Here is a 17590-nt window from a genome sequence, read left to right on the forward strand (position 1 = left end):
AGCAGGAACACCACCATGTCCGATGAGCGCAGGCTCACCCTCTACCGCAACGGCTCCGTCTACTCGGCGGCCGACCCGTTCGCCTCCGCGATGCTCGTGGACGGGGGGACGGTCGCCTGGCTGGGCTCGGAGCAGGCCGCCACGTCCCTCCAGGACTCGACGATGGAGGTGGTCGACCTCGACGGCGCCCTCGTGGCGCCCGGGTTCGTCGACTCCCACGTCCACATCACCGACACCGGCCTCGCGCTCGGCTCCCTGGACCTCTCCGGCGTCCGCTCGGCCGGCGAGCTGCTCGACGCCGTGGCGGCGGCGCGTCGGGCCGGCGACCAGCGCGGCGTCGTCCGCGGCTACGGCTGGGACGAGTCCACGTGGTCCGATCCCGCGCTCCCCACCGCCGAGGAGCTCGCCCGCGCCGCGGGGGGCCCGGTGTTCCTCGCCCGGGTCGACGTCCACTCCGCCCTCGTGACGCCTGACCTGGTCGAGGCGGCCGGGATCGCCGGTGCCGGAAGCTCCGAGGGGCTCGACGGCGCCCTCGTCAGCCGCGACGCGCTCCCCGCCGTGCGCGCGGCCGCGCGCCCTGCCGACGATGCGGAGGTGCGCTCCCTGCAGGACCGGGCCCTGGCCTATGCCGCGTCCCGGGGCTACGTGGGCCTCGTCGAGCAGGCCTCGCCGCGCCTGTCCGGCCTGCGGGACCTCCAGCTCCTGCTCGACCGCCAGGGCGGCCAGGACGGCCAAGGCGCCCAGGACGGGCCGGCCCCGCAGGTCATGGCCTACTGGGGCCAGCTCGCGGGCTCTGCCGAGGAGGCCCGGGGCATCCTCGACGGCCTGGGAGTAGAGGTGCTCGGTCTCGCGGGAGACCTCACCGTGGACGGCTCGATCGGCAGCCGGACGGCCCTCCTGGCCGAGGACTACAGCGACGCTCCGGGGAACCGGGGAGTGGGCTACCTCTCCGCCGAGCAGATCGGCACCCACCTCGCGGCGTGCTCCGAGCTCGCCATCCAGGGCGGCTTCCACGTGATCGGCGACGCCGCCCTGCAGCTCGTCCTCGCCGGGCTCGGCATCGCTGCCGACCGCGTCGGCGCGGCGAAGGTCCGCTCCGCCGGTCACCGCCTCGAGCACGTGGAGATGGCGTCCGAGGCGGACGCCGCCGCGCTGGCCGAGTACGCGGTAACCGTGAGCGCGCAGCCCCTCTTCGACGCGACGTGGGGGCATCCCGGCGGCCTGTACGAGGCGCGGCTGGGGGAGCGGAGGGCAGGCATGAATCCCTTCGTCCGGTTCTACTCGGCGGGGGTGCCGATCGCCTTCGGCTCGGATTCCCCCGTGTGCGCCCTCTCCCCGTGGGAGAGCGTGCGCGCGTGCCTCACCCACTCGGACCCCGCGCAGCGGATCTCCGCCCGGGCTGCGTTCATCGGCCACACGCGGGCCGCGTGGCGCGCCGCACGGCACAGGAACCCCCTCATGGGCCAGCTGGTGCCCGGTGCGCCCGCAAGCTTCGCAGTGTGGAAGGCGGACGAGCTCATGGTGCAGGTCGCCGACGAGCGCGTCGCGGCCTGGAGCACCGACCCCAGGGCCCGCACCCCGCTGTTGCCGGCCCTTGACAGCGATCGCCTGCCGGAATGCCTCCAGACCGTCCACGAGGGCCGGGAGCTGTTCCGCGTCCCGGGCTTCGGACGGGTGGTTGACACAGCCCGGTGACCCCGTAGGATCGTTGTTCATCGGGTCTTTCAGGGCCCGCGGCTGGCCCGGTCCCGCCAGTGCTCTGTGGGGGACGAGGCACGAGGGCAGGCCTGTGCGTCCGTAGAAAACAGTCGGGGGACTGACCAGCTGCCAGCCCCGCGTACTGGCCCGAAGACGCGTGGGCCTGCCCGGGCCATCGCCGGGCCCTCTGGGCTGTACCCCCTGCCGCGCTGGCTATAATGGGCACTTGTGCCCCCCGGGGCGCCTGCTTCTTCCAGCCCCCGAAAGGCCGACTGCGTGCGCATCCTGACGATCATCCCGACCTACAACGAGCTCGAGTCGCTTCCGAAGACGTTGGGCCGGCTCCGGTCGGCCGTCCCCGCCTCGGACGTTCTGGTGGCGGATGACAACAGCCCCGACGGGACGGGCGCACTCGCGGACACGATCGCAGCGGAGGACCCGCAGGTCCACGTCCTGCACCGCAGGGGCAAGGAGGGCCTCGGAGCCGCCTACATCGCCGGGTTCCGCTGGGCGCTCGAGCGGGGCTACGACGTCGTGGTGGAGATGGACGCCGACGGCTCCCACCAGCCCGAACAGCTTCCCTCCCTCCTGAAGGCCGTGGGCGACGGCGCCGACCTCGTGATCGGCTCCCGCTGGGTCACGGGCGGCTCCGTGGTCAACTGGCCGTTCTACCGCCAGCTCATCTCCCGCACCGGCAGCACCTACGCCCGGCTCATGCTGGGGCTGAAGCTCCGGGACATCACCGCCGGCTACCGCGCGTTCCGGCGCACCACGCTCGAGAAGCTCGACTTCGACACCATTGAGTCGCGCGGCTACGGGTTCCAGGTGGACCTCGCGAACCGGGTGGCGAAGATGGGCCTCAAGGTCGTGGAGGTGCCGGTGACCTTCGTCGAGCGCGAACTCGGCTCCTCGAAGATGAGCGGGAACATCGTCGTCGAGGCCATGGTCAACGTCACCAGGTGGGGCCTGGCCGAGCGCTGGCGCCAGATCACGCGCCGCGGCCAGCGCTGACCGGCCCGAGCCGAGCCGCTCGAGCAGACACAGAGAGAGGGCGGGAACCATACGGTTCCCGCCCTCTCTCTGTGTGTCTGCTGCAGTGCGTCAGCCGACGCGCTCGCCCCGCCTGCTGCGGAGGAGCGTGAGCCGGTCGGCGAGGATCTGCTCGAGCTCGGGAATTGAACGGCGCTCGAGGAGCATGTCCCAGTGGGTGCGGACGGCCTTCTCGTTGGTGTCGGTCGGGCGCTCCCCGTCCACGAGGAAGGCTTCCTTGCCGGTCTTGGACGTCCAGACCGGCGGGATCTCTGCTTCGGAGGAGAACGTGACGAACACCTGCTCGCCGTCCTCGCAGCGGTACTCGACGCGCTGCCGCGGGGCGGGCTCGACGCCTGCCTCCGTCTCCATGGACTGTGCACCCAGGCGCATGCCGCGCAGGCTGCGGTCGCTCATGTCTTCTCCCTCACGTTCTGCCGGGCACGGCCATAGCCCGACTCAGATCCCAACGTCTTCCGGGGCCGGCATGTTCCCAGCGGCCCGGGCGGACGTTCCATTATAGGCGGTCGACGCCGGCGGGCCCGGCTACGGCTCGTCCGTGCTGCCGTCGTGCTCGTCGAGCTGGCGCGCCGCGTGGTGGCGCAGGATGCCCTCCGCCTCGGCGTCGAGCTCGGACGGCTTCGAAGCCTCGGCGACGAAGGCGCGCGCGTCCTCCTCGAGGGACCCAGTCGACTCGACGCCGTCGGTCGGACCCGCAGTCCCGTCGGACGGTGCCGGTGCAGTTGCCTCCACCGAGGCGTACGACGGCGCCGGCTCGGCCGCCGCCTCGTCCTCGCCGGTCCCGGTGGCCGGCCGGGCGACGTTCCCGAGCACGCTCCCGATCCCCTTGAGCGCGTCGCCGACCTCGCTCGGGATGATCCAGAGCTTGTTCGAGCCGCCCTCGGCGATCTTGGGCAGCGTCTGCAGGTACTGGTATGCGAGCAGCTTCTGGTCGGGGTTGCCGCGGTGGATCGCGTCGAAGACCTTCTGGATCGCCTGTGCCTCGCCGTCGGCCCGGAGCACGGCGGCCTTGGCCTGGCCCTCGGCCTTGAGGATCTGCGACTGCCGCTCGCCCTCGGCGGTGAGGATCGCGGACTGCTTCGTGCCTTCCGCGGTGAGGATGGCCGCGCGCCGGTCGCGCTCGGCACGCATCTGCTTCTCCATGGAGTCCTGGATCGAGTGGGGCGGATCGATCGCCTTGAGCTCGACCCTCGACACGCGCAGCCCCCAGCGGCCGGTGGCCTCGTCGAGGACCCCGCGGAGCTGGCCGTTGATCTGGTCGCGCGAGGTGAGCGCCTCTTCGAGGTTCAGGCCGCCCACGACATTGCGGAGCGTCGTGATCGTCAGCTGCTCGACTGCCTGGATGTAGTTGGCGATCTCATACGTCGCAGCCCGCGGGTCCGTGACCTGGAAGTACACGACCGTGTCGATCGAGACGACGAGGTTGTCCGACGTGATGACGGGCTGCGGCGGGAAGGAGACGACCTGCTCGCGCAGGTCCAGCAGCGGCAGGAGACGGTCGACGAACGGGATGAGCAGGGTCAGCCCCGGGCTCAGCGTGCGCTGGTACTTGCCCAGACGCTCGACGACGCCGGCCCTCGCCTGCGGGATGATCCGCACCGCACGGACCAGGACGGTCAGGACGAACAGGATGACCGCCGCGACGACGACCAGGAGAAGGATGCTTCCGGCGTCCATGGTTCCCCCTTCGATGAGTAGGAGTGCCTAGCTTCGGTAGGGCGAGGTGGCCTCGCCCGGGGCCACGACGGCGGTGGCGCCGTCGATCGCGACGACCGTGACGACGTCGCCCGGGATGAACTCTCCGCGCTGGGCGCGCGCGGTCCAGACATCGCCGCCGATCTTGACGAGCCCGTGGGCCGAGTCGACGGCCTCGAGCACCGTCGCCGACGAGCCGACGAGCCGGTCGATGTTCGTCCGGACATCCTCGATGCCCGGACGCATGTGCCGCATCGCCACGGGACGGACGAACGCGACCATCCCCACCGAGACGGCGGCGAACACGACGCCCTGGAGCCAGACCGGACCGCCGAGGAGCGCCGTCACGAGCCCGGCGAGGGCGCCGCCGGAGAGCATGATGAAGACGAGGCTCAGGCTCAGCATCTCGATCCCGCCCAGGACGAGGGCCAGCACGAGCCACACCATCCATGCGTTCTGCTCGAACCAGTCCATTCCTGCCTCCCCGTGCAGCGCCTCTGCTCTCACAGTAGCCCAGTCCGGTGGCCCGTGGAGGGCCGGCGCGGAGGCCCTTTCCGGGCCTGCTCAGACGGTGATCAGCGGGACGTCCGCTGGCCCAACGGACCAGCTCGTGGAGGCCGCGCGGAGCGCGGCCACCGCGTCGGCGAGATCCTCCGGCGAGGCGGTGCAGGGCAGCCTGAGGCGGTGCTCGAAGGCGCCGTCGAAGCCGAAGCGCGGGCCGGCGGTCAGGGCGAACCCCTCGGGCGTGTGCGGCCACGACGAGCCGGGACGAGGACAGGGGCGAGCAGCTCGGCTGCGACGAGCTGCTCGAAGACCGGGGTGCCGAGGAGGGCCGTCGTCTCATCGGCCACGAGGAGGGTCCCGTGACGATCGGCGAGGCGCGCGAGCCGCTCCCGGCCCTCGGGCGCCAGGCTCGCGCCGGTGGGGTTCTGGAAGTCGGGCATGACGTAGGGCACGGTGGGCGGTGCGGCGGCGAACGCCTCCTCCGTCGCCTCGAGGTCCCAGCCGTCCGGGCTGACCGGGATCCCCACGAGCTGCGCCTTGGGGGCGAGGGAGCCCGAGCAGCTCATACCCGGACCCGCCGAGCTCGGCCCCGATCTGCGCGGCGGCACGCCCATAGCACTCTTCCACGACTCCGCCAGCAGGCATGGCGGCCTTGCTGAGGTCCAGGATTCCGGAGGCGTTCGGGGCAGGCAGTGCAGGGCAGGCGGCCGGCGGCGAGAGGAGGCCGAGCTTTGCGAGGAGGCCAATCGCCGGGCAGGATCGTCACCATGCACCGACCCAGCGCACTCGCCACGGCCTTCCTCACCAGCCCGCGCCTCGCCGTCCGGCTTGTCCGCCTCTACGCCGGGCTCGCAGGGTACGGGCTCGCGATCGCCCTCCTGCTGCGCTCGGGCCTCGGAGCATCCCCGTGGGACGTCCTCGGCCAGGGAATCGCGCTCGCGACCGGCATGAGCTTCGGCGCCGCGACCATCGCGATCAGCGCCGTGGTCCTCGTGCTGTGGGCGCCGCTGCGCGAGCGGCCCGGGTGGGGGACCCTCTCCAATGCGGCCCTCGTCGGGGTCTTTGCCGACCTCGGGCTCTCGTGGGTTCCGGCGGCGAGCGGGCTCGCGCTCCAGTCGCTCACCTTCGCCGGCGGGCTGGTCCTGCTGGCGGCCGCTTCCGCGCTCTACCTCGGCGCAGGCCTGGGCGCGGGGCCCCGCGACGGCCTCATGACCGGGCTGGTCCGCCGGACGGGGTGGCCTGTGTGGGCCGTGCGATCGGGCATCGAGCTCAGTGTCGTCGCCCTGGGATGGCTGCTGGGCGGGACGGTGGGGGTGGGCACGGCCGTCTTCGCGTTCGGCATCGGCCCGCTCATCCAGGTCGCCGTGCGCCTCTTCCGCGTGGACCTCGCCAGGCCCCGCACGACGGCGGCGCCCCGGCCCGAGCGGGTCAGCGGCGCCGCAGCACGCTGAGCTCCATGGCGGCCGTCGCGGCGACTGGCTCGTCCCCGAGGACTGCCAGCAGGTCGTCCCGCGAGTGGTGGTGCCCCGCAGGGCCCATGAGCGCCAGATCCACGGCCGCCTCGTGCGTGAGCGGCAGGGCGAAGGCGAGCCGCGTGCGCGAGACCGGCTCCCAGTGCTCCGAGGCCTCCCGTTCGAGCGCGTCGGCCTTGCCCTCGGGCACGTCCAGCATCGGCAGCCGGCCGCGCAGCTCGGCCAGATGCCCGGGAAGCGGCGTCACGACGCACAGCAGGCCGCCGGTGCGCGTCACCCGGGTGAACTCGGGCAGGTTGCGGGGAGCGAAGACGTCCAGGACGGCGTCGACGCTTGCGTCGGCCAGGGGGAGGCGCCTCCAGAGGTCCCACACGACGGCGGCGACGCCCGGGATCTTCGCAGCGCGCCGGAGGGCGTGGCGGGAGAGGTCGAGCGCGACGGCGCGGGCACGCCGTCGTCCGTCTGCCCGGTGCGCGGCGAGCACGGCGGCGAGGTAGTAGCCGGTCCCCGCGCCGGCATCGAGGACGGCGGCATCATCGGGCAGGGCCGCGCAGGCGTGCGCGAGGGCGTCGGCGGCGGGCGCGTAGTGGCCGGCTGCGAGGAAGCGCTCGCGCGCCAGGACCATCTCCGCGGTGTCGGGGGTGAACCTGCTCCCGCGGCCCGTGAGGAAGTTGACGTAGCCCTGCCGCGCGGCGTCGTACCGGTGGCCTGAGAGGCACACGAGCGACCTCGCGCGGCTCTCCCCGCCGTCCCATGCCGAGCCGCACTGGGGACAGAGAAGGAGGTCCTGGGCGTCCGAGAGCATGGTGCCCATCGTAGGCCCGCCGCTAGAAGCCGAGCTCCCGCGCGGCCCGCTCCGGGGTGGGATGCGCCCAGCGGGCCGAGTACTCGCCGTTCGAGGAGAGCGAGCGCAGCTCGGCCCTGTCCAGGTAGAGGGTGCCGTTGAGGTGGTCCGTCTCGTGCTGCATGATCCGCGCCTGCCAGCCCGAGAACTCGGCGGTCCGCGCCGCGCCGTCTGGGGCGGTCCAGCGCGCCTCGACCCGACGGGGGCGCCGCACCACGGCGGTGTAGCCGCGCACCGACAGGCAGCCTTCGTAGAAGGCGTCGCGCTCGTCGCCGAGCGGAACGCAGACCGGGTTCAGCACCGCGGAGAACGGCAGCGGCGCCCGGGATCTGGCCTGCGCGACCTCGTCGTCCACCGCCCACGAGTCCTCGACCACCGCGAGCCGCAGGGGCAGGCCGATCTGCGGCGCCGCCAGCCCGACGCCCGGTGCGGCATGCATGGTCCTGCGCATGATGTCCACGAGGGCGGCCAGCAGGGCGGCGTCGAACTGGCCGTCGAAGGGCAGCGCACGCGTGCGCAGGACCGGGTGCCCGGCCTGGACGATGGCCGGCAGGGACGCCGCGGCGACGATCTCCGCGACGGCCTCCGCCAGCCGTCCGGCGGACCACGTGCTCGTGGGGGCGGCGTGCGACGGGTGCAGGGTCATGGGCCCAAGCCTAGATCGTGGCAGATGCGGATGACCGCGTCGTACAGCTGTCCGCGGAGCGCGGGGGAGGCCGCGACTTTGACGACCCCCTCCTGCCCGGCGACGTCGAGAGCCAGCGGGATGAGGGTGCCCACCTTGTCCTCGGCGACGGCGTGGGGGTCGCAGCGGGCCGGCCGCACGACGATCTCCACACTGCTGCCCGGCACGAGGGCGAGGTCGCGCGGCCAAGGTGCCCGGGAGTCCTCGGCCAGCAGCGTCGTGGACCCGACGGAGCGCAGGACGGCCGGCCCGAGGGTGCCCGGGGAGGACGCGGCCGCGCCGCCTCCGACCGCTGGCGGGCCCACCACAAGCCTCAGCGCGGCGGTGTCCGGGAAGGGTCCGGGCGCGAGCGCGTCCTCGAGGCCAAGCGTGACCGCCGCCCCGGCGCGGTCCGCGAAGCAGCGTTCGCCGTGCACCCGGGCGAGCACGCCGTGCTGGTCCTGGGCGGTCAGGAGTGCGGTGGTCCCGTCGGCGAGGGACACCCTGAGGGCAGGGAATCCGTCGCCCCCTGCGCCACAGAGCGCGGGCCCGAGAGTGGCGGGGAGGCTCTTCGTCTGGCCGCCCGGGAGCACCGTGTTCCCGGCCCACGCGGTCCCGGGCCCGAAGCGGGGATCGATGAGCTCCACCCGGGTGACGGTCGGGTCCGTTTCGGCGGCGGCCGTCAGCTGGAAGACGATCCCGCCACCGGCGTACTGGTCCCTGAACTGGTCCACCGCGGCGGCCAGGGCCGCGGCTGGGCCCGTTCCCGTGGGCGCCGGCGCCTGTGCGGGGGACGTGCAGCCGGTCGCCGCGAGGACCGCGGCACTCAGCGCAGCGAGCCTGGGCAGACGCATGCCTCCAGCGTATGGCCGCTAGCCCGCGGGGGCCACGATGCGGAGGAAGTCCTCGGCCGTGCGGGAGAGCGGGACGGCGCCGGACCACACGGCGCGCAGGACCCGTCTGAGCCGCAGCCCTTCCACGGGGACCTCCGCGAGCCGGCCGCTGCGCAGCGCGAGCTGGACGGCGAGCCGGCTCACGACGCCGGGCCCGAGACCGGCCGCGACGCTTGCCGCGAGCGCCGCGTTGCTGCCCACCTCGAACCGACGGCCCGAACCGTGCGGAGCAAGGGCGCGGTCGGTCGTCTGCCGCGTCCCCGAGCCGGGCTCGCGGACCACGAGCCCAGCCGCCGCGACCTGCGCGGGCGAGGGGCCGCCGTCGTGCGCCCACGGGTGGTCGGGGCGCACGACGACGACCAGTTCGTCCCGCCCGACCTCCAGGTAGCGGAAGCCGGTCTGGACGGTCGGGCCCTCGACGAAGCCGAGGTCGGCCGCGCCGGTGCGGAGCCGGTCGAAGACCTCGTCGGAGTTGCCGACGTCGAGGGTCGGTGCGAGCCCCGGGAGGCGCTCCTGGGCGGCGGCGAGCCACGCCGGCATGAGGTGCTCAGCGACCGTCAGGGAGGCGCACAGGTGGAGCGCGCCGCGCTCGCCCTCGAGAGCGCCCACGGCTCGGGCGACGTTCTCCGCCGCCTCGATCACCTCCGCGGCGAGCCCGGCGACCACCCGTCCGCGGTCGGTGAGGCCCGTCCCCCTCGGCGTGCGCGTGGCGAGGGCGAAGCCGGCGGACCGCTCCATCTGCTCGAGCAGCCGCGAGGCGTTGGGCTGCGCCATCCCGGTCTGCCGGGCGGCCGCGCCGATGCTCCCCTCCGACGCGATCGCCGCGAGCAGGCGGAAATGCCGCAGGTCCCAGTCCCGAACAGTCATATCACCAGCATATGGGTCCATCCGGAACCGGCGGCTACTGCGACCCCGGCCAATTCGGAACCATGGAAGGATGCCCCTGACCGAACGTGCTCCGCAGAGACTCCGGAAGGCCCGCGCCTCGTCTCTGCGCCCCGCCCTCCGCCGCTTCGCCCCCGGCGCCGGCGCCGCGCTCGCCGGGGCAGTCCTCGCGGCAGGCGTCGCCGTGGTCCTGCCGGGTACCAGCGCGCTGCTGGCGGCGATCGCGCTCGGCCTGGTCGCCGGAAACGTGGGTCTGCTTCCCGGCTGGGCAGGGCCGGGCCTCGCGCTCGCGGCGCGCGTGCCCCTGCGCCTGGGCATCGTGCTCCTCGGCCTCCAGCTCTCCCTCCCGCAGCTGGCCGCCCTCGGTTGGGGAATCCCCGTGCTGGCAGCGGCGGTGGTCTCGACGGGGCTCTTCGCGACCCTCGCGATGGGCCGGCTCCTGCGCGTGCCGCCGCGCCAGGCACTCCTGATCGCGTGCGGGTTCTCCATCTGCGGAGCGGCCGCGGTGGCGGGGGTCGAATCCGTGCTGCAGGCCGACGAGGAGGAGACGGTCACCGCGGTGGCGCTGGTGGTCCTGTTCGGCACCCTCATGATCCCGGCCCTGCCGCTCGTCGCCGCCGCCCTGGGCCTGGGGGCGGAGGTCTCAGCGGTGTGGGCGGGAGCCAGCGTCCACGAGATCGCCCAGGTGGTGGCCGTGTCAGGCGCTCTCGGGGGCGGGGCGCTGGGGCTCGCCGTGACCGTCAAGCTGGCCCGGGTCCTGATGCTCGCCCCCGTCGCAGCGATCCTCGGGTGGCGGATGAGGCGTGATGGCGCCGCGGAGGGCCGACGCCGGCCGCCCCTGGTCCCGCTCTTCGTCCTCGGCTTCGTGGCCCTCGTGCTCGTGGGCAGTGTCGTGCAGGTGCCCGAGGGGGTCAGTGCCGCGGCGCAGACGCTCCAGACCTTCTTGCTCGCGACGGCGATGTTCGCCCTGGGAGCCGGCGTCCGGATCCGTTCGCTCGCCCGGCGTGGCGGGCGTTCGCTTGCCCTCGCCGTCGGCTCGACGCTTGCTGTGGGGGTGGTCGGCCTCGCCGGTGCCCTGATCGTGGCCTAGGGTAGGACCCGCAGGAGACACCGTCGGAAACGGAGGTGCGCGGTGGGCCGTCCACGTCGAGACCACGCGCTCGGGGTCGCCTGCGTCCTCGGCGCTGCAGTCCTCTGGGGCACCACGGGCACCGCGTCGGCACTCGCGCCCGCGGTCACACCCCTCGCGATCGGCGCGGCCTCCATGGGCTTCGGCGGGATCCTCCTTGCGGCCTCCTCCTCCCGGCAGATCGCGCGCCAGCGCCGAGAGCTCGCAGGCGCCAAGGGACTGGTCGTGCTCGGCGGCGCTGCCGTGCTCGTATACGCTCTCGCGTTCTACACCTCGATGCGGCTCGCCGGCGTGGCCGTCGGCACGGCGGTGTCCATCGGCGGCGCCCCCGTCGCCGCCGCCCTGCTCGAACGGACCGTGGACGGCCGGCGGCTCTCCACCCGCTGGATCCTCGGCGCCGCCCTCGGCACTGCCGGCGCCACCGTCCTCTGCATCGCGAGAGGCGGCACCGTGGATGGCTCCTCGTCGGGTAGCACGGCCCAGACGGCCGCCGGCGTGGCGCTCGGGGCCGTCGCGGCCGCCTCCTATGCCCTCTACTCGTTCACGAGCCATCGCCTCATCCACAGGGGCATCGCGTCCAGGGCGGCGGTCGGCGCGACGTTCGGCGTGGCGGCCATCGGGCTGCTTGCCGTCCTGGCGTTCACCGGCGGTGCGTTCCTCGACTCGTGGCGGCATCTCGCCGTGGGCATCTACCTCGCGGTCGTCCCGATGTTCGCCGGCTACCTGCTGTTCGGCTGGGGACTCGCCCGGGTCGCGGCCAGCACTGCCACGACGGTCTCGCTCGCAGAGCCGATGATCGCCGCCGCGCTCGCCGTCCTCGTGGTGGGGGAGAGGCTGCCGCTCCTCGGCTGGGCCGGGATGGCCCTGATCGTCGCGTGCCTCGCCGTGCTCACGGTGCCGCTTCCCGCCGGAGCCCGCCCACGCCGTCGTGCGCTTCCCGAGCCGGCAGAAGCTCAGGGGTAGCCGTGGACCCGATCGAGGCGCTCAAGGAGATCGCGTTCTGGCTCGAGCGCGACCTCGCGCCGAGCTTCAAGGTCAAGGCCTTCCGACGCGCGGCCGAGGCGATCGGCCAGATGGCTCCCGACGACGTCGCCGCCCGCGCGCGCGACGGCAGGCTCCGGCGCGTGGCCGGGATCGGGGACCGGACGCTCGAGGTGATCCGCCAGGCGGTCGACGGCGACGTGCCCGAGTACCTGGCGGTGCTGCGCGAGCGGGCGGAAGCGGAGCCTCAGGCCGGCGGCGGCCTCGTGGCGCTCCTGCGCGGCGACCTGCACAGCCACAGCGACTTCTCCGACGGCGGGTCGCCCCCGGAGGAGATGGCCCGTGCGGCGCAGTGGCTCGGTCGCGAGTACCTCGCCCTGACCGACCACTCGCCCAACCTCACGATCGCCAACGGACTGTCCGCCGAGCGGCTCGAGGGCCAGCTGGGACTCGTCGAGGAGATCAACGCAGCCCTCGGAGACGGCCTGTGCCTCCTGACAGGCATCGAGGTGGACATCCTCGAGGACGGATCCCTCGACCAGCGGCCTGACCTGCTCGCGCGCCTGGACGTCGTCGTCGCGAGCGTCCACTCCAAGCTGCGCTCCGAGTCCGGGCCGATGACCCGGCGCATGCTCGCGGCAATCGAGGACCCGCACACCGACGTCCTCGGACACTGCACCGGCCGGCTGGTCCAGGGATCGCGGGGCACGCGGCCGGAGTCCGTGTTCGACGCCGCGCGCGTGTTCGCGGCGTGCGCGGAGAACGGCGTCGCCGTGGAGATCAACTCGCGGCCAGAGCGCCAGGACCCGCCGGACAGGCTCATCCAGGCCGCGCTCGACGCCGGCTGCCTCTTCTCGATCGACAGCGACGCCCACGCCCCGGGCCAGCTCGACTTCCCCAGACTCGGCGCCGCCCGCGCCGAGTCGAACGGCGTCCCGGCCGAGCGGATCGTCACGACGTGGCCGCTCGAGCGCCTCCTCGAGTGGACCGGCCGGCGCCGCGGCTGACGCTCCCCGGAACCGTTTGACGCCTGCGCGCCTCGGGTACGGGCTCCGGATGAGCCGTCCCGAGGAGGAAGCCATGCCGTTCACCCCCCGTACCGCCATCGTCACCGGAGCCGACTCCGGCATCGGCAAGGCGACCGCCGTTGCCCTCGCCGAGGCCGGCCTGGACGTCGGGATCACCTGGCACCGGGACCGCGACGGCGCGGAACAGGCCGCCGGTGAGGTCCGCGCCCTGGGGCGGCGCGCCGCCGTCGCGCGTCTGGACCTCACGGACCTCCCCGGCTGCGGCGACGTGGTGGACGGGCTCGCGGACGAGCTCGGCGGGCTCGACGTCTTCGTCAACAACGCCGGCACCGGCGCCAACGAGCCCTTCCTGGAGATGGACTACGAGCGCTGGCGGGGCATTGTGGCGACCGATCTGGACGGCGCCTTCGTGTGCCTGCAGCGCGCCGCCCGGCGGATGGTGGCCGCTGGGAACGGCGGCCGGCTGATTGCCGTCACGAGCGTCCACGAGCACCAGCCGCGGGTGGGGTCGTCGGCGTACGACGCGGCGAAGCACGGGCTCGGCGGCCTCGTCAAGACCATCGCGCTCGAGCTCGGCTCCCACGGGATCACCGCGAACTCCGTGGCGCCGGGCGAGATCGCGACGCCGATGACGGGCCAGGAGGACCAGGACCCCCGCGGCACCCACCGACCCGGCGTCCCCCTCGGCCGTCCCGGGGATGCGCGCGAGGTGGCAGCGGTCATCGCGTTCCTCGCCTCGCCGTCATCGGCCTACGTGACAGGGGCATCGTGGACGGTCGACGGCGGAATGCTGCAGATGGGGCCCCAGGCGGGCTCGCATCTGACCGACGACGAGTGGCGGAAGGGGTAGACCGGTCTGCATTCACGCTGTGGACTCGATCACACAATGGTCACAGCACCGTACCGGTCTAGATAGGATGGTCCGAGCAGCTCAACGAGGAACTGCCGGGGCCACCCTCATGATCACAGAGAAAGCAACGACGCATGACCTTTGAATCTCACTCCGTGACCCTCAAGATCTGGGACCCTTCGACGGTCGACCACACGCTCGAAGAGGCCATCTCCCACGTCTCCGCCAAGGCCAACGCGCACCGCGACCACGTCAAGGTGACCCGCAGCGGCCCGGACGTCTTCACCGTCCACGTCGGCGACACGCTCGTCTGACCGGAAGCCACGGTCCATGAGGGCGCCGCTCCAGCACCGCTGGGGCGGCGCCCTTCTCGTGCTGCCGCCAGTGCGAACCTGTACGGACCAAAGCCACTTCCGCCGGCTCCCGCAGTCCGCGATCGTGGGGCCATGGCAGGACCCGGTGGGGGAGCGGGGGCACGGGGCGCACGACGGCGCACGGTCGCCTCGCGCGCGCTGCTCGCCGCCATCGCGGTGGTACTCCTGGCCGCGGTCGGCCTCGCTGTCTTCGTGCTCTCGGGCCCCCGCGGCGGCCCGTCGGGAAGCCCGTCGAACGGCGGCCCCAGCCCGTCCGGCACGCCGTCGGCGTCGTTGGCCGACCTGCCGCCCGGGCCGCTGAACATCCTTGTGATGGGCAGCGATATCCGCGGGAACGCCCGGGACGCGGTGGCGAGCCAGGAGTCCGGCGGTGGCGTGGCAGACCAGCGGGCGGACATGATCATGCTCCTGCACGTCCAGGCCGACCACCGCCGGGTCTTCGGAATCTCGATCATGCGGGATTCCTGGGTCACCATCCCCGGGCACGGCCCGTCGAAGATCAATGCGAGCCTGTCCTGGGGCGGCCCGCCCCTCGTCGCGGAGACGGTCTCCTCCCTCCTGTCGGTCCGGATCGACCACTACGCCATGCTGGACTTCGAGGGCTTCAAGGCCATCACGGACGCGCTCGGCGGGGTGGACGTGGACGTGCCGGTCCCGTTCACCGCGACGTTCGACACCCACCACACCTTCAGCCCGGGCATCAACCACTTGGACGGCCAGGCCGCCCTCGAATTCGTGCGCGAGCGCTACGCGTTCCCCGACGGCGACTACCAGCGGGTGCGCGACCAGCAGGCGTTCATCCGCGGACTCATCGCCCAGCTGGTCACCACCGGCCGGGTGGGCAGCCCCGCCGAGGCGGCCGCCGCCGTCGGGCTCGCCTCGCCGTATGTGACCGCGGACCCGGGACTGGACGCCGCTGGGCTCGCCGCCCTCGGGTACGGGCTGCGCGGCCTCGACCCGGCGTCGAGCACGTTCTTCACGCTGCCGACCGCGGGAACCGGCCTCTCCGACGACGGCCAGTCGATCGTGGTGCCCGACTACCCCGGCATCGCCGCGGTCGCGGAGGCGCTCGGGTCCGACACGCTCGCGCAGTACACCGTGACCCACGGCCTCTCCTAGGACCCGCCCGGCGCATCGCGCCTAGACTTGCGCCATGCCGCATGCTGCCGACAGCCACGACCTCATCCGCGTCCAGGGCGCCCGCGAGAACAACCTCAAGGACGTGACCCTCGAGCTGCCGAAGCGGCGGCTCACCGTGTTCACCGGCGTCTCGGGCTCGGGCAAGAGCTCACTCGTGTTCGCCACGATCGCCGCCGAGTCACAGCGCATGATCAACGAGACGTACTCGACGTTCGTGCAGGGCTTCATGCCGACCATGGCCCGGCCCGACGTCGACGTGCTCGAGGGTCTCACGACGGCGATCATCGTCGACCAGGAGCGCATGGGTGCCAATATCCGCTCCACGGTCGGGACGGTGACGGACGCCAACGCGATGCTGCGGATGCTCTTCAGCCGGCTCGGGCAGCCGCACATCGGCTCCCCGCAGGCCTACTCGTTCAACGTGCCCTCCGTCAGCGGAGCGGGCGCCATCAAGACGGCGTCGGGGAAGACGGAGAAGCGCTCCTTCACCGTCACCGGCGGGATGTGCCCGAGGTGCGAGGGGACCGGCGCGGTGAGCGACTTCGACCTCACCGCGCTGTACGACGCGGAGAAGTCCCTGGCCGGGGGCGCCATCACCGTCCCGGGATACAGCATGGACGGCTGGTACGGGCGCATCTTCGCCGGGTCTGGGTTCTTCGACATGGACAAGCCCGTCAAGAAATTCACCCAGCGGGAACTGCACGACCTGCTCCGCAGGGAGCCCACGAAGATCAAGGTCGAGGGCATCAACCTCACCTACGAGGGGCTCATCCCCAAGATCCAGAAGTCCATGCTCTCGAAGGACAAGGAGGCGATGCAGCCGCACATCCGCGCCTTCGTGGAGCGGGCCATCACCTTCCAGGCCTGCCCCGAGTGCGGGGGCACGAGGCTCGCCGAGCCGGCCCGGTCGTCGAAGATCCAGGGCCTGAGCATCGCCGACGTGTGCGCGATGCAGATCACCGACCTTGCCCGCTGGGTGAGGGAGCTCGACGAGCCGTCGGTCACCCCGCTCCTGAGGGGCCTGCAGCATCTCCTCGATTCGTTCACGGAGATCGGCCTCGGCTACCTCTCCCTGGACCGGCCGTCCGGGACGCTGTCCGGGGGAGAGGCGCAGCGCACGAAGATGATCCGGCACCTCGGCTCGTCGCTCACCGATGTCACGTATGTCTTCGACGAGCCGACGATCGGCCTGCACCCCCACGACATCCAGCGCATGAACGGCCTCCTCCTGCAGCTGCGGGACAAGGGGAACACGGTGCTCGTGGTCGAGCACAAGCCGGAGGCCATCGCCATCGCAGACCACGTCGTCGACCTCGGCCCTGGGGCGGGCACCGGGGGCGGGATGATCACTTTCGAGGGGACGGTCGAGGAGCTGCGGGGGAGCGGGACGCTCACGGGGCGCCACCTCGACGACCGCGCGAGGCTCAAGGACTCGGTGCGCCCGGCGAAGGGATCGCTCGAGGTGCGGGGAGCATCGACGCACAACCTCAAGGAGGTCGACGTCGACATCCCGCTGGGCGTGCTCACCGTCGTCACCGGCGTGGCCGGGTCCGGCAAGAGCTCGCTCATCCACGGCTCGGTGGCGCGGCGCGACGGCGTGGTGGCCATCGACCAGAGCGCCATCAAGGGCTCGCGTCGCAGCAACCCGGCCACCTACACCGGCCTGCTCGAGCCGATCCGCAAGGCGTTCGCGAAGGCCAACGGCGTCAAGCCCGCCCTGTTCAGTGCGAATTCCGAGGGCGCGTGCCCCGTGTGCAACGGCGCCGGCGTCATCTACACGGACCTCGGCTTCATGGACACCGTCTCGACTCCGTGCGAGGAGTGCGAAGGCAAGCGGTTCCAGCCGGCCGTGCTGGAGTTCACGCTCAATGGCCGGGACATCGCCGAGGTGCTCGCGATGTCCGTGGAGGACGCCGAGGGCTTCTTCTCCGCCGGGGACTCGGCGATCCCCGCCGCGCATAGGATCCTGGGCCGGATGGCCGACGTCGGGCTCGGGTACCTCTCGCTCGGCCAGCCCCTCACGACCCTGTCAGGCGGCGAGCGGCAGCGCCTCAAGCTCGCGACGCAGATGGGGGAGAAGGGCGGCATCTACGTCCTCGACGAGCCCACCACGGGCCTGCACCTGGCCGACGTCGAACAGCTCCTGGGGCTCCTGGACCGGCTCGTGGACTCTGGGAAGTCAGTGATCGTGATCGAGCACCACCAGGCCGTCATGGCCCACGCGGACTGGATCATCGACCTCGGGCCGGGCGCGGGGCACGACGGCGGGCGCGTCGTCTTCGAGGGCACGCCGGCCGAGCTCGTGGCCGGGCGGGGAACGCTGACCGGCGAGCACCTCGCGAAGTACGTCGGTGCGGTCTAGGTCGGTGCCGACCCACACGGG

18 protein-coding genes are annotated in these 17590 nt (G+C 72.7%); 10 read left to right on the forward strand and 8 right to left on the reverse strand.

The window, feature by feature from the left end; translation table 11 throughout:
* Positions 1–15: 15 nt before the first annotated feature.
* Both ACQ5BE_RS01660 and ACQ5BE_RS01665 read left to right on the forward strand, forming a co-directional pair.
* On the forward strand, positions 16–1695 hold the full coding sequence (locus ACQ5BE_RS01660; protein WP_430295203.1) for an amidohydrolase: 1680 nt from the start codon (positions 16–18) through the stop codon (positions 1693–1695).
* A gap of 279 nt (positions 1696–1974) precedes the next feature.
* The gene (locus ACQ5BE_RS01665; protein ID WP_430295204.1) at positions 1975–2709 is read left to right on the forward strand and encodes a polyprenol monophosphomannose synthase; all 735 of its coding nucleotides are present in this window, start codon (positions 1975–1977) and stop codon (positions 2707–2709) included.
* 90 nt (positions 2710–2799) lie between these two features.
* Here the strand turns inward: ACQ5BE_RS01665 and ACQ5BE_RS01670 are convergent, their stop codons facing one another.
* The 4 genes from ACQ5BE_RS01670 to ACQ5BE_RS01685 all read right to left on the reverse strand — a co-directional run bounded on the left by ACQ5BE_RS01670 (position 2800) and on the right by ACQ5BE_RS01685 (position 5513).
* Entirely contained in the window at positions 2800–3144 is a 345-nt protein-coding gene (locus tag ACQ5BE_RS01670) for an RNA polymerase-binding protein RbpA (protein ID WP_208712551.1), read from the reverse strand.
* Positions 3145–3273: 129 nt separating this feature from the next.
* Positions 3274–4425, reverse strand: coding sequence for an SPFH domain-containing protein (locus tag ACQ5BE_RS01675; RefSeq protein ID WP_430295205.1), 1152 nt, complete (start codon positions 4423–4425; stop codon positions 3274–3276).
* Between the two features lie 27 nt (positions 4426–4452).
* Complete coding sequence (locus ACQ5BE_RS01680; RefSeq protein WP_430295206.1) at positions 4453–4917, reverse strand: NfeD family protein; 465 nt, start codon at positions 4915–4917, stop codon at positions 4453–4455.
* A gap of 251 nt (positions 4918–5168) precedes the next feature.
* Positions 5169–5513, reverse strand: coding sequence for a hypothetical protein (locus ACQ5BE_RS01685; RefSeq protein ID WP_430295207.1), 345 nt, complete (start codon positions 5511–5513; stop codon positions 5169–5171).
* A 201-nt stretch (positions 5514–5714) separates the two neighbouring features.
* Between ACQ5BE_RS01685 and ACQ5BE_RS01690 the strand changes: the two genes are divergently transcribed.
* Entirely contained in the window at positions 5715–6398 is a 684-nt protein-coding gene (locus tag ACQ5BE_RS01690) for a YczE/YyaS/YitT family protein (RefSeq protein ID WP_430295208.1), read from the forward strand.
* On the opposite strand, the gene ACQ5BE_RS01695 is transcribed toward ACQ5BE_RS01690, so the two are convergent.
* Genes ACQ5BE_RS01695 through ACQ5BE_RS01710 form a run of 4 tightly spaced genes read right to left on the reverse strand, consistent with a single transcriptional unit; the run spans position 6376 to position 9687 of the window.
* Positions 6376–7224, reverse strand: coding sequence for a methyltransferase domain-containing protein (locus ACQ5BE_RS01695; RefSeq protein ID WP_430295209.1), 849 nt, complete (start codon positions 7222–7224; stop codon positions 6376–6378). The genes ACQ5BE_RS01690 and ACQ5BE_RS01695 overlap by 23 nt on opposite strands.
* A 22-nt stretch (positions 7225–7246) precedes the next feature.
* The gene (locus tag ACQ5BE_RS01700) at positions 7247–7909 is read right to left on the reverse strand and encodes a peptide deformylase (RefSeq protein ID WP_430295210.1); all 663 of its coding nucleotides are present in this window, start codon (positions 7907–7909) and stop codon (positions 7247–7249) included.
* A complete protein-coding gene (locus tag ACQ5BE_RS01705; RefSeq protein WP_430295211.1) occupies positions 7906–8781 on the reverse strand; it encodes a hypothetical protein in 876 nt (291 codons plus the stop codon). Before ACQ5BE_RS01705 ends, ACQ5BE_RS01700 begins: the two co-directional genes overlap by 4 nt.
* Positions 8782–8799: 18 nt before the next feature.
* Complete coding sequence (locus tag ACQ5BE_RS01710) at positions 8800–9687, reverse strand: LysR substrate-binding domain-containing protein (protein WP_430295212.1); 888 nt, start codon at positions 9685–9687, stop codon at positions 8800–8802.
* A gap of 70 nt (positions 9688–9757) precedes the next feature.
* Here ACQ5BE_RS01710 and ACQ5BE_RS01715 point away from each other — a divergent pair, with 70 nt between their 5' ends.
* The 7 genes from ACQ5BE_RS01715 (at position 9758) to ACQ5BE_RS01745 (ending at position 17569) form a co-directional block, all read left to right on the forward strand.
* A complete protein-coding gene (locus tag ACQ5BE_RS01715; RefSeq protein ID WP_430295213.1) occupies positions 9758–10795 on the forward strand; it encodes a YeiH family protein in 1038 nt (345 codons plus the stop codon).
* A gap of 42 nt (positions 10796–10837) precedes the next feature.
* On the forward strand, positions 10838–11797 hold the full coding sequence (locus ACQ5BE_RS01720; RefSeq protein ID WP_430295214.1) for a DMT family transporter: 960 nt from the start codon (positions 10838–10840) through the stop codon (positions 11795–11797).
* 2 nt (positions 11798–11799) lie between these two features.
* Positions 11800–12822 (forward strand): PHP domain-containing protein, encoded by a 1023-nt coding sequence (locus ACQ5BE_RS01725; RefSeq protein WP_430295215.1) that lies wholly within the window; start codon positions 11800–11802, stop codon positions 12820–12822.
* 73 nt (positions 12823–12895) lie between these two features.
* On the forward strand, positions 12896–13693 hold the full coding sequence (locus tag ACQ5BE_RS01730; RefSeq protein WP_430295216.1) for an SDR family oxidoreductase: 798 nt from the start codon (positions 12896–12898) through the stop codon (positions 13691–13693).
* A gap of 134 nt (positions 13694–13827) precedes the next feature.
* The gene (locus tag ACQ5BE_RS01735) at positions 13828–14007 is read left to right on the forward strand and encodes a hypothetical protein (RefSeq protein WP_344298137.1); all 180 of its coding nucleotides are present in this window, start codon (positions 13828–13830) and stop codon (positions 14005–14007) included.
* Between the two features lie 132 nt (positions 14008–14139).
* A complete protein-coding gene (locus tag ACQ5BE_RS01740) occupies positions 14140–15186 on the forward strand; it encodes an LCP family protein (protein ID WP_430295217.1) in 1047 nt (348 codons plus the stop codon).
* A gap of 34 nt (positions 15187–15220) precedes the next feature.
* Complete coding sequence (locus ACQ5BE_RS01745; protein WP_208712566.1) at positions 15221–17569, forward strand: ATP-binding cassette domain-containing protein; 2349 nt, start codon at positions 15221–15223, stop codon at positions 17567–17569.
* The last annotated feature ends 21 nt before the right edge of the window (positions 17570–17590 follow it).

The organism is Sinomonas sp. B1-1, from assembly GCF_050474465.1.
In the GTDB taxonomy this organism is placed as follows: Bacteria; Actinomycetota; Actinomycetes; order Actinomycetales; family Micrococcaceae; genus Sinomonas; species Sinomonas flava.

Bases quoted from the DNA above. Each gene is read 5' to 3' on its own strand.
- ACQ5BE_RS01660 (WP_430295203.1), top strand. From the start codon at position 16: ATGTCCGATGAGCGCAGGCTCACCCTCTACCGCAACGGCTCCGTCTAC.
- ACQ5BE_RS01670 (WP_208712551.1), bottom strand. From the start codon at position 3,144: ATGAGCGACCGCAGCCTGCGCGGCATGCGCCTGGGTGCACAGTCCATG.
- ACQ5BE_RS01675 (WP_430295205.1), bottom strand. From the start codon at position 4,425: ATGGACGCCGGAAGCATCCTTCTCCTGGTCGTCGTCGCGGCGGTCATC.
- ACQ5BE_RS01680 (WP_430295206.1), bottom strand. From the start codon at position 4,917: ATGGACTGGTTCGAGCAGAACGCATGGATGGTGTGGCTCGTGCTGGCC.
- ACQ5BE_RS01685 (WP_430295207.1), bottom strand. From the start codon at position 5,513: ATGAGCTGCTCGGGCTCCCTCGCCCCCAAGGCGCAGCTCGTGGGGATC.
- ACQ5BE_RS01690 (WP_430295208.1), top strand. From the start codon at position 5,715: ATGCACCGACCCAGCGCACTCGCCACGGCCTTCCTCACCAGCCCGCGC.
- ACQ5BE_RS01695 (WP_430295209.1), bottom strand. From the start codon at position 7,224: ATGCTCTCGGACGCCCAGGACCTCCTTCTCTGTCCCCAGTGCGGCTCG.
- ACQ5BE_RS01700 (WP_430295210.1), bottom strand. From the start codon at position 7,909: ATGACCCTGCACCCGTCGCACGCCGCCCCCACGAGCACGTGGTCCGCC.
- ACQ5BE_RS01705 (WP_430295211.1), bottom strand. From the start codon at position 8,781: ATGCGTCTGCCCAGGCTCGCTGCGCTGAGTGCCGCGGTCCTCGCGGCG.
- ACQ5BE_RS01710 (WP_430295212.1), bottom strand. From the start codon at position 9,687: ATGACTGTTCGGGACTGGGACCTGCGGCATTTCCGCCTGCTCGCGGCG.
- ACQ5BE_RS01715 (WP_430295213.1), top strand. From the start codon at position 9,758: ATGCCCCTGACCGAACGTGCTCCGCAGAGACTCCGGAAGGCCCGCGCC.
- ACQ5BE_RS01730 (WP_430295216.1), top strand. From the start codon at position 12,896: ATGCCGTTCACCCCCCGTACCGCCATCGTCACCGGAGCCGACTCCGGC.
- ACQ5BE_RS01735 (WP_344298137.1), top strand. From the start codon at position 13,828: ATGACCTTTGAATCTCACTCCGTGACCCTCAAGATCTGGGACCCTTCG.
- ACQ5BE_RS01740 (WP_430295217.1), top strand. From the start codon at position 14,140: ATGGCAGGACCCGGTGGGGGAGCGGGGGCACGGGGCGCACGACGGCGC.
- ACQ5BE_RS01745 (WP_208712566.1), top strand. From the start codon at position 15,221: ATGCCGCATGCTGCCGACAGCCACGACCTCATCCGCGTCCAGGGCGCC.